Source organism: uncultured Polaribacter sp. (genome assembly GCF_947503855.1).
Lineage (GTDB): Bacteria > Bacteroidota > Bacteroidia > Flavobacteriales > Flavobacteriaceae > Polaribacter.
The window spans coordinates 121,101-134,182 of sequence record NZ_CANNFF010000006.1 but is presented as its reverse complement, the minus strand read 5'-3'; the positions used below and the strand labels follow the sequence as shown (position 1 = coordinate 134,182).

The window sequence follows — 13,082 nt, the reverse complement described above, 5'->3', positions numbered from 1 at the left end:
TGTTTGTTAATAACCTAAAATTGAAAGTAACTCACTACTTTTTTGTTGCTCTTTAAAGATTTCCTCAATTAAATTCCCATTTTTATCATGATCTATTAAAAGATGTTTAGGATGTGGAATCAAACAATGTTGTAAACCACCAAAACCACTTATAGATTCTTGATATGCACCTGTATTAAAAAACCCAATATATAAAGGCTTCTCTTTTTCATAAACTGGCAAATAAATACCATTAATGTGTTGTTCTGAGTTGTAGTAGTCATCACTATCACAAGTTAAACCACCTAATAAAACACGTTCATATTTATGATTCCATTTATTTATTGGCAACATGATAAAACGTTTATTTATAGCCCAAGAATCTGGTAAAGTGGTTATAAATGATGAATTAATCATATTCCAACGTTCTCGATCGTTTTGTTTTTTCTGATATAAAACTTCGTAAATTGTAGCTCCAGATTCGCCAACAGTAAAACTGCCAAACTCTGTAAAAATATGCGGTACTTCTACTTCTGCTTCATGACAAGATTGTTGAACTTGATTAATAATTTCATCTATCATATAGGCATAATCATAGTCAAAAGCCAATGAATTTTTAATAGGAAAACCACCACCAATATTTAAGCTATCTAAAGTTGGGCATACTTTTTTTAGGTTGATATAGACGTTTAAACATTTCATTAGTTCGTTCCAATAATAGGCATTGTCTTTAATACCTGTATTAATAAAAAAATGTAACATTTTTAAATCAACTTGCTTGTTGTTTGCAATTTCACGTTCATAAAAAGAAACGATATTTTTATAGCCAATACCCAATCTAGAAGTATAAAACTCAAACTTTGGCTCTTCTTCAGAAGCTATTCTAATACCCACTTTAAATGTTTTTTTAGTCTCTTTTTGTAAAAGAGGTAACTCCTCAAAATTATCAATAATGGGAATACAGTTTTTATGACCATCATTAATTAAGCCACCGATATTTTTTATGTATTGATCTCTTTTAAAACCATTACAAATTACAAAGGTGTTGTCTTTTATTTTACCTTCATTTTTAAGATTTTTTACAATATCAATGTCAAAGGCAGATGAAGTTTCTATATGAATATCATTTTTTAAAGCTTCATTTAAAACATGTTTAAAATGCGAGCTTTTTGTACAATAACTATAAAAATAATTTCCTTTATAATTATGTTTTTCGATACTATTTTGAAACCAATTTTTGGCTTTTTTTATGTTTTCTGAAATTTTTGGCAAATAGGTAAATTTAAGTGGCGCTCCATATTTAGCTGTTAATTCCATTAAATTAATTCCATGCCAGAAAAGTTTATTGTTTCCTGTTGTAAATTCTTCTTGAGGAAAATCGAAAGTTTGCTCAATTAGATCTATATATTTTGTTTTCACTTTTGTATTATAAATATTACAGTTCTGTTTTATTTACTAAAACATAAAAATATTTTAGTAGCATTTTATAATCATTATAAATGATTATTTTCACTGTAATATTTGTAAGTAAACTACGTGCAACTTAGAAACAAGTTGCAATTCTTGAAGAAAATAAAAAGGAGAAACCTTAATTTTTTCGTCGCATTTCCAAAATGCTTTATAACCAACTTTCTCCCAAAGTGTGTTACTACCGAAACAAGAAAAACTTAACATTTCACTTAAAGTAAGTATTTCAAATGTAGATTATTTTTTAACACAAAAAACAAAAAAAAGTGAAAATTTTTTTTCACTTTTTATATTTTCTTTAAAATACTATTCTTCTGGAGGATAACCATGTATTTTTTCGAAGTCTTCATCGAAATTAGTTCTTAAGTATGCATTCAATTTCTTCCTATAATCGTCTTTTAACCAGGTAACAAAATTATGTGTACTTTTAGAAATACATTTGGCATATCTATTTATTCTATCGTCAATTTCTTCACCTAACATTTTTGCCAAAATAAGTGCATCAAAAACATCTTCACTATTTTCTATACACATTTTTGCATGGTGTACAATCGATTTTTCTAATACTCTTTTAGAAGACTCACCTGCTTTTATGGTATCTATGTATACCTTTTTCATATCAAAATAAGTATCTGTAGATTTTGCAAACTCTTTTTTAACATCTGCTGGTAGCTCATATCTAAAGTTACTTTCTATTTCTTCATCAGAGAGGATGGCGTCTAAATAATAGTCTGGTGCTCTAAACATTTTTTGCCAGTCTAAATCTGCACCCCAAGGACCAAACCTATGAAAGTTGTTTCCTAAATCTACCACATCAAACGTAGTTTTATTACCAAATATACGAGAACCACGCCCTATCATTTGATAGTATAAGGTTAACGATTTTGTAGCTCTGTTTAATATAATAGCCTCAATACTTGGTTCATCAAATCCGGTAGTTAAAATACTTACAGAGGTAATAATTGCGTTGGGTGTTTTATGAAACCAACGTAAAATTAATTCACGTTCTTTTTTGGTATTGGTGTTATCTAAATGCGCTATTGGGTATCCAGCTTTTTTAAAAGCGTGAAACACTTGTATAGATGTATTGATACCATTGTTAAATATCAAGGTTTTTTTACCTTTAGCGGTTTCTTCATAGGCACTTACCAATTTGGTAAGCATGTCTGTATTCATATACAAATCTTCCGAAGATTTTACCGTATAATCTCCATTAGCACCTACTTCTAAAGAAGTTAAACCCACATTATAAGAGTACATATTTGCTTGCGCTAGATAGCCATTTTCTATTAAATGCTGAATAGATTCTCCCACAAAAAGTTCTTGATAGTTTTCATACATTGGTAATTTAATGTTAGAACTTAAAGGGGTTGCTGTTACACCAAGTATAAAAGATTCATCAAAAAATTTAAAAATTTTTGTAAAAGAATTGTAATGTGCCTCATCTACAATGACTAAGCCAATATCAGAAATATCTAATTTTTCATCATTCAGTCTATTTTTTAAAGTTTCTACCATTGCTACAAAGCAATTGAACTGATCTTGATCGTCTAATTTTGCTGTAGAATTAATGATTTTATTGGTTACGCCAAACTCATCTAACATCTTAGAAGTTTGTTTGCTTAACTCAATTCTATGAGTTAACACTAAAACTTTCTTTTTAAAAGTTTCTAAGTAACGCCTAACAATTTCAGAAAAAATTACTGTTTTTCCACCACCTGTTGGCAGTTGATATAATAGATGATAATCTTTAGGTGCAGTTTCAAAACGTTTAAATATTTCTTGAAGTGCGTCTTTCTGGTATCCGTATAATTCTTTTCCTGTTGTTACTTGTGAAGTGTTTGTATCTGCCAAAAATTTAAAATTTTAAGACACAAAAATAAGACTTATAATAGGTTTATCCCAAATTTTAACTAGATAAATCTCGATAAATTAGTTTGAGTAATATCATAATGAGAAGCATTAAAGACCGCAACACTGTTTTTAACCACTATTAATTGGGGTGATTGATGCATTACTTGAAAGGAATCCCCTATTTCATCAGAAATATTTCTGTAATTTAATAAATCTAAATAATAAACTTTTAAGTTTTGATGTTCTTCTGTAAAAAGTTTTTCAAATTGTTTAATTACCATACTGCTAATACCACATCTTGTAGAATGTTTAAATAGGAATACACTTTCTGTTTTAGATTGCTCTTTTATGGCCTCTAATTGCTCTAAAGATGTTAATGGAGTCCAGTTTAAATATGACTTTTTTTCTGGTTTTGATTCCTTTTTATTTTCATTTCCAAACATCTTGTTAAATATACCCATTTTATAATTTTTATAATTTAGGCAACAAAGATAAGAAACTTTAAACAGTCAAAAAGTCAGTAAAAACAAGAGTTTTCAAGACAAAATGACTGTTCTTTTTGTTAAAAATGAATTGGTACTAAATTTGAAACAAAAAAAGTGAATTAGAAAATGAAAAATCTTCAAAAAATTGAATTGAGATTCCATTTTCTATTCGAATATAAAAAAAGTGGAACTAAGAAATAAAAAAAATGAACTTTAATAATTATACAACAAAATCGCAAGAGACCATACAAATTGCGCAACAAATTGCGCAAAGTTTTGGTCATAATCAAATAGAAAACGAACATATTTTTAAAGCTTTAACAAAGGTAGACGAAAATGTGCTGCCTTTTTTATTAAAAAAACTGAACGTAAATAGCATTGTAATTCAACAAATTTTAGACAAGCAATTAGAGAGTTTTCCAAAAGTTACAGGTGCAGATTTAATGCTTTCTAGAGAGGCTGGTAAAACTTTAAACGAAGCATCTATTATTGCAAAAAACAGAAAAGATGATTATGTATCTATTGAACATTTAATTTTAGCTATTTATAAATCAAATTCTAATATTGCACAGGTTTTAAAAGACCAAGGTGTAACAGAAAAAGATTTAAATGCTGCTATAGATGAATTAAGAAAAGGAGAAAGAGTAACTTCTCAAAACGCAGAAGAAACTTATAACTCTTTAAATAAATATGCTAAAAACTTAAACAAATTAGCAAAAGACGGCAAGCTAGACCCTGTCATTGGTAGAGATGAAGAAATTAGAAGATTATTACAAATTTTATCACGTAGAACCAAAAACAACCCAATTTTAGTAGGTGAACCTGGTACAGGTAAAACTGCTATTGCAGAAGGTTTAGCACATAGAATTGTAGATGGAGATGTGCCCGAAAATCTAAAAGACAAATTAATTTTTTCTTTAGATATGGGTGCTTTAATTGCTGGTGCAAAATACAAAGGTGAGTTTGAAGAACGTTTAAAAGCGGTCATAAAAGAAGTTACAAATGCAGAGGGAGACATTGTGCTTTTTATTGATGAAATTCATACCTTAGTAGGTGCTGGTGGTGGTCAAGGTGCTATGGATGCTGCTAATATTTTAAAACCCGCTTTGGCTCGTGGAGAATTACGTGCAATTGGAGCCACTACTCTAGATGAATATCAAAAATATTTTGAAAAAGACAAGGCTTTAGAAAGACGTTTCCAAAAAGTTCAAGTAAATGAACCAGATACAGAAAGTGCGATTTCTATTTTAAGAGGAATTAAAGAAAAATACGAAACGCATCATAAAGTACGCATTAAAGACGAAGCTATAATTGGTGCTGTAGAATTATCTCAGCGTTACATAACCAATCGTTTTTTACCAGACAAAGCCATTGATTTAATGGATGAGGCTGCTTCTAAATTACGAATGGAAATTAACTCTAAACCAGAAGAATTAGATGTTTTAGATCGTAAAGTAATGCAATTAGAGATTGAAATTGAAGCTATTAAACGAGAAAAAGATGAAGCAAAATTAAAATCTTTACGCTCTGAATTAGCAAATCTAAAAGAAGAACGCAACGAAATTAATGCAAAGTGGAAATCTGAAAAAGAGATAGTAGACAATATTCAAAACAAAAAATTGGATATCGAAAACTTTAAAATTGAAGCAGAAAAAGCCGAACGTGAAGGAGATTATGGTAAAGTTGCAGAAATTAGATATGGTAAAATTAAACAAGCACAAGAAAAACTTGAAGAATATCAAGATATTTTAAGTAAAAACCAGAATGAGAAATCTTTAATCAAAGAGGAAGTAAATTTAGAGGATATTGCAGAGGTTGTTGCAAAATGGACAGGAATTCCTGTAACAAAAATGATACAATCTGAACGTGATAAACTATTAATTTTAGAAAAACAACTGCATAAAAGAGTGGTTGGTCAAGAAGAAGCAATTGTTGCTGTTTCTGATGCTGTTAGACGTTCTAGAGCTGGTTTACAAAATCCCAACAAACCTATTGGAAGTTTCTTGTTTTTAGGAACAACAGGTGTTGGTAAAACTGAGTTAGCAAAAGCTTTAGCTGAGTATTTATTTGATGATGAAAATGCCATGACACGTATTGATATGAGTGAATATCAAGAGAAACACAGTGTTAGTAGATTGGTTGGTGCGCCTCCAGGTTATGTAGGGTATGATGAAGGTGGACAATTAACAGAAGCTGTTAGAAGAAGACCTTATTCTGTAGTATTGTTAGATGAAATTGAAAAAGCACATCCAGATACGTTTAATATCTTATTACAGGTGTTAGATGAAGGTAGATTAACGGATAACAAAGGTAGAGTTGCCGATTTTAAAAACACAATAATTATTATGACTTCTAATATGGGAAGCCATATCATTCAAGAGAAATTTAACGACCCAAAAGCAGATATAGAAACAGTTACAGAAGTTGCAAAAATTGAAGTGTTAGGATTGCTAAAACAATCTGTAAGACCAGAGTTTTTAAACAGAATTGATGATGTAATTATGTTTACACCATTACATAAAAACGATATTTTTGAGATTGTAAAATTACAAATTGAGCAATTAAAGAAAATGATTGCCAAACAAGAAATTACTTTAGATGCCACAGATGAAGCCATCAATTACTTAGCTAAAAAAGGATATCAACCAGAATTTGGAGCAAGACCTGTAAAAAGAGTGATTCAAAAAGAGGTTTTAAATCAATTATCTAAAGAAATTTTAGCAGGTAAAATTACCACAGATAGTATTATTTTATTAGATGCTTTTGATGATAAATTGGTATTTAGAAATCAATCTGATTTGGTTACGAATTCTTAAACATATATCATATATAAATATTTAGACTCCACAGGTTTTAAAAACCTATGGGGTCTTTAACTGTAAAAAATTGTTTTGTACTTTCGTATTTAAATTTATTACAGATGAAAAAAAAATTCTTCCTTTTAGTTATTGCTTTTAACCTACTTTCTTGTACTTCTAATGATAGGACTACCTATTATTTAATTAGACATGCAGAAAAAGACAGAACAGATAAAACCAATAAAAATCCAAATTTGAATGAGAAAGGTTTAGAAAGAGCTAAAAAGTGGGCAACATATTTTAAAGAGATCCAGTTAGATGCCGTTTATTCTACAAATTATAATAGAACACAACAAACTGCAAAACCAACAGCAGAAAGTAAGAGTTTAAAGATTTTAAGTTACAATCCTAAAAAAATGTACGACTCTATTTTTAGAGCTAACACAACAGGAAAAAAAGTTTTAGTAGTTGGCCATAGCAATACCACACCTGTTTTTGCAAATAAAATATTAGGAGAAAAAAAATATAAAAATATGGATGACAATGATAATGCTAGCTTATATATTGTAACTATTTCTGAGGATAAAACAACAAGTGAAGTAAAAAAAGTAAAGTAAATTTACTTTCTAGCAACCAACATCATGTGTGGGCTAAAAGCCAATACAGACTCATCTAACTCTGTCGTTTTTAAAATTTCTAATAAAGTTTCTTTTTTTTTAGGGTTTAGCATGTTTGCAAAATACTCATTGTCTAACCAAATCATACCTTCTACAGCAAATAGATTAATAATTTCTAAATTTTTCGATGTAAATTCCTTTTTTAACTGTTTGGGTTTGTGATAAAAACTATCTGCCAATAACCATGGAAATTCTTTTGGTGGGTTGTGAATTCCTGTTGTTAATTCGGTTTTACACATTTCTAAAAAAGGTTTTTTATACACCAAACCTTGCATTAAACCAGCTACTGTAGATGCAGAGGAATTAATAGCAAAACCTAAAATATGTCCGTTTTTTTTTAACACCCTTTTTGCTTCGTTTATAGTTTGCAAACGGTCTTCTTTTTTTTGAAGATGATATAATGGCCCATGCAGAATCACCAAATCTGCCACTTCATTCTCAATTGCTAAATTTTGAGATTCACCTAGAGTTACTGTAAATTTATTTTTGAGTTTGTTTGCTCTTTTTTGAGCTAGTTTTACATGCTTTTCTACAGGCTCTATGACATATACTGTATGCCCTTTTTCAGCTAACCATTCTGCATATTTTCCTGTACCACCACCAACATCTATAATGGTTACATTTGGTTTTTTTATGTGCCTTTCTATAAGAGATTTTATACGTTCAAACTCAAAAAAACCCATACCAGATTCTAAACGTGTTTCTTCTGATGCTTGATTGTAAAAAGCTTCTAATTCTTTACTGATGAGTTGTTTTTTTTTCATTTTGTATGTTTTTTATAAATACAATAAGCCTATTATATATAGATTTAGTTGGCAAACAAGTATAGCCCTGATTGAAATGACATCCTTTTTTCTGTCAGTTCGAGTGATTACGCTTTTTAGCGTAATTGTATCGAGAACAAAAGAAAAAAGATATAATGGAAAGCAGGAATAGCTTCAAAAAAAATTAATTGTCTAACAATTTTACTTCTATATCTTTTAGCACAATTTCTGAAACTTTTATAAGTTGATTGTCCTCAAAAGCTTTGTCTATATCTATTAATTTTATCGGTTTATTTTTAGGTTTGTAGTTGTGATAATCTTCAAAACGAATACCGTTTTTAACACATTGTTCTTTTAAAACTCGAAAACGTTTTCCACCGCCATTTGTGTGATAAGAATAGGCCAAATAATCAATTAAAAAATCTTTTTTCCCAATCCAATAAATAAAAACATCTTCAAAATCTTCTCCTCCTCCAATTTCAGAAAAAGTAATTTCTACTTTGTAATATTCTTTTCCTTTTATAGTTGCAGTTGGTAATAACTTCTTTTGTACAGCTTTGTCATTTAAGCCATAAGGCAAGACAGAAAAATAGTGTACAGAGTTTACTGAATTTGCATATTTGATAGCCATTGAATCTGCTACTGGAAACTGGTGAGCGTTTATTTCTCTTCGAAAACCGTCGTTTGAAACAATATCAGAAATAACTTCCATAGTTTCTTTTTGTTGATTTCTAATCAATAAAAATTTTCCGTTTTTTTTTCTTGAAGCCACGTATTCTTTATCTCTAAATGTAAAGGTAATTTCTGAATTCGCCACTTTATCTGCACCAGAATATGCAATAGTTTTATCTATAATTTGCTGTGCAGTAAGTTGTTTTTCAGCAGTTTTGCAAGATGCTATTAAAAAAAATATAGATAAATAAAAATATTTCATTGAGTTTAATTTGTGTTGATTAGAAATCAATTTCAAAATTACATTTCTTTCTCGAATGTAAAAATGTATCTTTGTTAAAATAAATAATGAAGTTGTAACCGTGCAGAAAAAGATTAATATACAAAACAAAAAAGCACGTTTCGAATACGAAATTCTAGACAAATATGTGGCTGGAATTCAGTTAACTGGAACAGAAATAAAATCGATAAGACAAAGCAAAGCTAGAATTACAGAGAGTTTTTGCGAGTTTAATGATAGAGGTGAATTGTTTATTGTAAATATGTATATACAAGAATATTTATATGGGCATCACTTTAACCACAACCCCAAAAGCGAGCGTAGATTGTTACTAAACAAGCGCGAATTACGTAGCTTAAAAAAAGATGTAGAAGCAAAAGGAAATACAATTGTGCCTTTAAAATTATTTATAAATGATAGAGGTTTTGCAAAATTAGAAATTGCTTTGGCTAAAGGAAAACAAACCCACGACAAGAGAAATGTAATAAAAGATAGAGATAACAAGCGCGATTTAGCAAGAATTAAAAAGAGTTTTAATTCGTAATATATTGTGTATAGTTACTTTTTTAAAAACTGATTCTTTTCAAAAATTTATTATTAGTTTTACTAACAAAGGCTTTAATAAAGTATACTATTGCCACTACTCTACTTACTTTCCAAAGTCGAAAAGAAAAAAGACTTTTTGAAACTGAGTAATTTAATGATGGGTATTATATTATTTGGTTAGTTGTCAATGGTTTTATTTACAGTAAATTAAAAGTTAAAATATCTCTTCGTATGCAGTTGAGAAGTTATGAATGTTAAATAGGTTTTATAAGTTTCAACTACCCCTAACCAAACAATAGAAAAAAATATATGTTAAAAGAAAAACTTAAAAATTATAATATAATTCTAGCTTCTAAATCTCCAAGAAGACAACAGTTTTTTAAAGATTTAAATATCGATTTCACCATAAAATTAAAAGAAGTTGAGGAGTTGTATCCCCAACAATTAAAAGGAATAGAAATTACAGATTACTTAGCCAACCTAAAAGCAAAAGCTTATAAAAATTTAAAAGATAACGATTTACTTATTACCTCTGATACTATAGTTTGGCTAGAAAATAAAGCTTTAGGCAAACCCAAAAACTATCATGAAGCTTTTGTCATGTTAAAAAACTTATCCGGTAAAAAGCATGAAGTAATCACTTCTATATCCATAAAAAATAAAAATTTTCAAAAAATTATAAATGATATAACTACCGTTTTTTTTAAAAAACTTTCTGATAAAGAAATAAATTATTATATCAACAATTACAAGCCTTTTGACAAAGCAGGAGCTTATGGCATACAAGAATGGATTGGTTTTATAGCCATTGATAAAATAGAAGGAAGTTATTTTAACGTGGTAGGTTTACCTGTTCATAAACTTTATAAAGAATTGATGAATTTATAAACTAAAACTTCAAATAAAAGTTTATTTTTACCAAAAATAAAACAATAGAAAATTTTTACAATTTTATAATGAAAAAATACACATACACAGAAAAAAAAGATACACGTTCTGGTTTTGGAGATGGTTTAACAGAATTAGGTAGAACAAACCCAAACGTAGTTGCTTTATGTGCAGATTTAATTGGTTCTTTAAAAATGGATCAATTTATAGAAGAAAACCCAGACAGGTTTTTCCAAACTGGTATTGCAGAAGCTAATATGATTGGTATTGCTGCTGGTTTAACTATTGGTGGTAAAATACCGTTTACAGGTACTTTTGCTAATTTTTCTACGGGTCGTGTTTACGATCAAATAAGACAATCTGTTGCATATTCTGGTAAAAATGTAAAAATTTGTGCCTCTCATGCAGGTGTTACGTTAGGTGAAGACGGTGCAACACACCAAATTTTAGAAGATATTGGTTTAATGAAAATGTTACCTGGAATGACTGTTATTAATCCTTGTGATTATAATCAAACTAAAGCAGCAACTATAGCTATAGCCGATTTTGATGGTCCTGTATATTTACGTTTTGGTCGTCCAAAAGTACCTGTATTTATGCCAACAGACACAAAATTTGAAATCGGTAAAGGAATTCAATTAACAGAAGGAACAGATGTAACAATTGTTGCAACTGGACATTTAGTTTGGGAATCTTTACAAGCAGCAGAACAGTTAAAAGCACAAGGTATTTCTGCAGAAGTAATTAATATTCACACGATAAAACCTTTAGACGAAGAAATTATTTTAAAATCTATAGCAAAAACAGGTTGTATTGTTACTGCAGAAGAACATAATATAATTGGTGGTTTAGGTGAAAGTGTTGCTAGAACTTTATCTTTAAACACACCAACAGTCCAAGAGTTTATAGGTACAAACGATACTTTTGGTGAGTCTGGAACACCAGAGCAATTAATGGCAAAATATGGCTTAGATGCAGCTGCAGTTGTAAAAGCCGCTAAAAAAGTAATTTCTAGAAAATAAAAATATTTCTATTTAATACTTCTTAAGTTTAATTAAAAATGTAAATCATGAAAAAGTTTTTTTTATTAATTTGTTTGGCTTTTGCATTTAGTCAAACTACAAACGCACAAGTAAGTTTTGGTTTAAAAGGTGGTATCAACTATAACTCTAACTCTATTGAAAACGTAAGTGAAGATGTTTTTAGTGGCGCTAAAAGTAAAACAGGTTACCACGCAGGTATTTGGTTAAGATTTAAAGTCCCTGTAATTGGCCTTTATATTAGACCTGAATTAATATACACTAATTTAGAAAACAGTGTAACCTATAACAATACTTCTAGTTCTTATAAATTTCAGAAAATTGATGTTCCTGTTTTATTAGGAAAAAAGATTTTTGGAGTTGGAAATATTTTTATTGGCCCATCATTTCAATATGTTTTAGATTCTGATTTTGGGTTTGATGATATTTCTGATATAGATACTTCTGGTTTTGCTGCTGGATTAACTTTTGGGGGAGGAATTGAGTTAGGTAAAATTGGTATTGATGTTCGTTGGGAAAGAAGTTTTTCTGGTATAGAAAGTTCTTTTGCTAGAACAGCTGCAACAAATGTAAATTTTGACACAAGAGTAAATCAAATTATAATCGGTTTATCTTATAGATTATAATAAAATATAATTTAAATAAAAAAGGTCTCTTGAATTTCAAGAAACCTTTTTTTTACAGTAAATTATGTTATCTAAAAAACTCTTTAAAAAATATTTAGAGTTTAAATTTTATAAACAATTTGATTATCAGACGTTTGGGTTTAAATAATCTGGTAAGGTTGGTCTGTCTGTATCACTAAAATCATTGGTTAAATCACCGTCTCCATTTGCATCTTCGTCTGCAGAAGGTGTACCATCCTTATCGTGATCTGTATCTTTAACAAAATCTAACAACTCTACATAGAACATTAAATTAGCATTAACTAAACTCCTACTATAGTTATTAGGATTTATTGATGTATAAGCCAACCCAGAAGGTATAAATAAAACTCCTTTCCCTCCATTTAAATAAGTAATAGGCCCATTAAAAGGATCTCCATTTGCTTCCTTTTTTAAATACCCTCCTTTAAAAAGTTCAAATCCGTAAGACCAGCCTCTAACAACTAAGTTAGAGTAAGAAAACCAAGCTCCATTGGTATTGCTGTCAAAACTACTTCCTAAATCGGATCCATTTACAATGGCTTGTCCAGAATATTTTGTAAAAACAGAATCTGCAATACTTGGAAAACCTTTATCAGTATCTGGTGATGGATCTCCTACTCTAGTTCGATATACATAAAGTTTGTAATCAATTTCATTTCTAACAGCAGAAACCGTTTCTAGTTTATCATCTTCAAATAAAGGTGTTTTTCCATCTATTAAAGTTTTCACAGAATCTACACTAGTATCATAATAATGAGATTTTAGAAATTTTACCAAAGTATCATTATCAGCTAAAGCTAATTCCTCATGATCTATATCTAAAAAAGGGTTTTGAAAACCAGTTTGATCATCACAAGCATAAAATAATACTACTCCTAAAAGTAATAACAAAAAAATATTTTTAATTTTATTCATTTAATCTTAAAATTTATGGGTGCAATTTACCATTTTTATACCTTTGTAAAAAGACAAACATAACATTTTA

The 13,082-nt window shown here is 29.2% G+C and carries 12 protein-coding genes; 6 read left to right on the top strand and 6 right to left on the bottom strand.

The window, feature by feature from the left end; translation table 11 throughout:
- Positions 1-6: 6 nt before the first annotated feature.
- The 3 genes from Q0662_RS06720 to ytxJ form a co-directional block, all read right to left on the bottom strand.
- The gene (locus Q0662_RS06720) at positions 7-1,398 is read right to left on the bottom strand and encodes an arginine decarboxylase (RefSeq protein WP_298948199.1); all 1,392 of its coding nucleotides are present in this window, start codon (positions 1,396-1,398) and stop codon (positions 7-9) included.
- 354 nt (positions 1,399-1,752) lie between these two features.
- Positions 1,753-3,300 carry a DEAD/DEAH box helicase family protein gene (locus Q0662_RS06715; protein WP_298948198.1) on the bottom strand — a complete coding sequence of 516 codons (1,548 nt, stop codon included), beginning with the start codon at positions 3,298-3,300 and terminating at the stop codon, positions 1,753-1,755.
- Between the two features lie 59 nt (positions 3,301-3,359).
- The gene (ytxJ, locus tag Q0662_RS06710; RefSeq protein WP_298948197.1) at positions 3,360-3,761 is read right to left on the bottom strand and encodes a bacillithiol system redox-active protein YtxJ; all 402 of its coding nucleotides are present in this window, start codon (positions 3,759-3,761) and stop codon (positions 3,360-3,362) included.
- A 230-nt stretch (positions 3,762-3,991) separates the two neighbouring features.
- On the opposite strand from ytxJ, the gene clpB reads away from it, so the two are divergent.
- Positions 3,992-6,601 (top strand): ATP-dependent chaperone ClpB, encoded by a 2,610-nt coding sequence (gene clpB / locus Q0662_RS06705; protein ID WP_298948196.1) that lies wholly within the window; start codon positions 3,992-3,994, stop codon positions 6,599-6,601.
- A gap of 104 nt (positions 6,602-6,705) precedes the next feature.
- Positions 6,706-7,200 (top strand): histidine phosphatase family protein, encoded by a 495-nt coding sequence (locus Q0662_RS06700; protein ID WP_298948195.1) that lies wholly within the window; start codon positions 6,706-6,708, stop codon positions 7,198-7,200.
- 2 nt (positions 7,201-7,202) lie between these two features.
- Here Q0662_RS06700 and Q0662_RS06695 read toward each other — a convergent pair whose 3' ends face one another.
- Positions 7,203-8,024, bottom strand: coding sequence for a class I SAM-dependent methyltransferase (locus Q0662_RS06695; RefSeq protein WP_298948194.1), 822 nt, complete (start codon positions 8,022-8,024; stop codon positions 7,203-7,205).
- A gap of 184 nt (positions 8,025-8,208) precedes the next feature.
- The gene (locus tag Q0662_RS06690; protein WP_298948193.1) at positions 8,209-8,958 is read right to left on the bottom strand and encodes a DUF6503 family protein; all 750 of its coding nucleotides are present in this window, start codon (positions 8,956-8,958) and stop codon (positions 8,209-8,211) included.
- A gap of 100 nt (positions 8,959-9,058) precedes the next feature.
- Between Q0662_RS06690 and smpB the strand changes: the two genes are divergently transcribed.
- The 4 genes from smpB to Q0662_RS06670 all read left to right on the top strand — a co-directional run bounded on the left by smpB (position 9,059) and on the right by Q0662_RS06670 (position 12,076).
- Positions 9,059-9,520 (top strand): SsrA-binding protein SmpB, encoded by a 462-nt coding sequence (gene smpB / locus Q0662_RS06685; RefSeq protein ID WP_298948192.1) that lies wholly within the window; start codon positions 9,059-9,061, stop codon positions 9,518-9,520.
- A 311-nt stretch (positions 9,521-9,831) separates the two neighbouring features.
- Positions 9,832-10,410 (top strand): Maf-like protein, encoded by a 579-nt coding sequence (locus Q0662_RS06680; protein WP_298948191.1) that lies wholly within the window; start codon positions 9,832-9,834, stop codon positions 10,408-10,410.
- A 68-nt stretch (positions 10,411-10,478) separates the two neighbouring features.
- Positions 10,479-11,432 (top strand): transketolase family protein, encoded by a 954-nt coding sequence (locus Q0662_RS06675; RefSeq protein ID WP_298948190.1) that lies wholly within the window; start codon positions 10,479-10,481, stop codon positions 11,430-11,432.
- A gap of 47 nt (positions 11,433-11,479) precedes the next feature.
- A complete protein-coding gene (locus Q0662_RS06670) occupies positions 11,480-12,076 on the top strand; it encodes a porin family protein (protein WP_298948189.1) in 597 nt (198 codons plus the stop codon).
- A 126-nt stretch (positions 12,077-12,202) separates the two neighbouring features.
- Here Q0662_RS06670 and Q0662_RS06665 read toward each other — a convergent pair whose 3' ends face one another.
- A complete protein-coding gene (locus Q0662_RS06665; protein ID WP_298948188.1) occupies positions 12,203-13,012 on the bottom strand; it encodes a peptidylprolyl isomerase in 810 nt (269 codons plus the stop codon).
- Between the last annotated feature and the right edge of the window lie 70 nt (positions 13,013-13,082).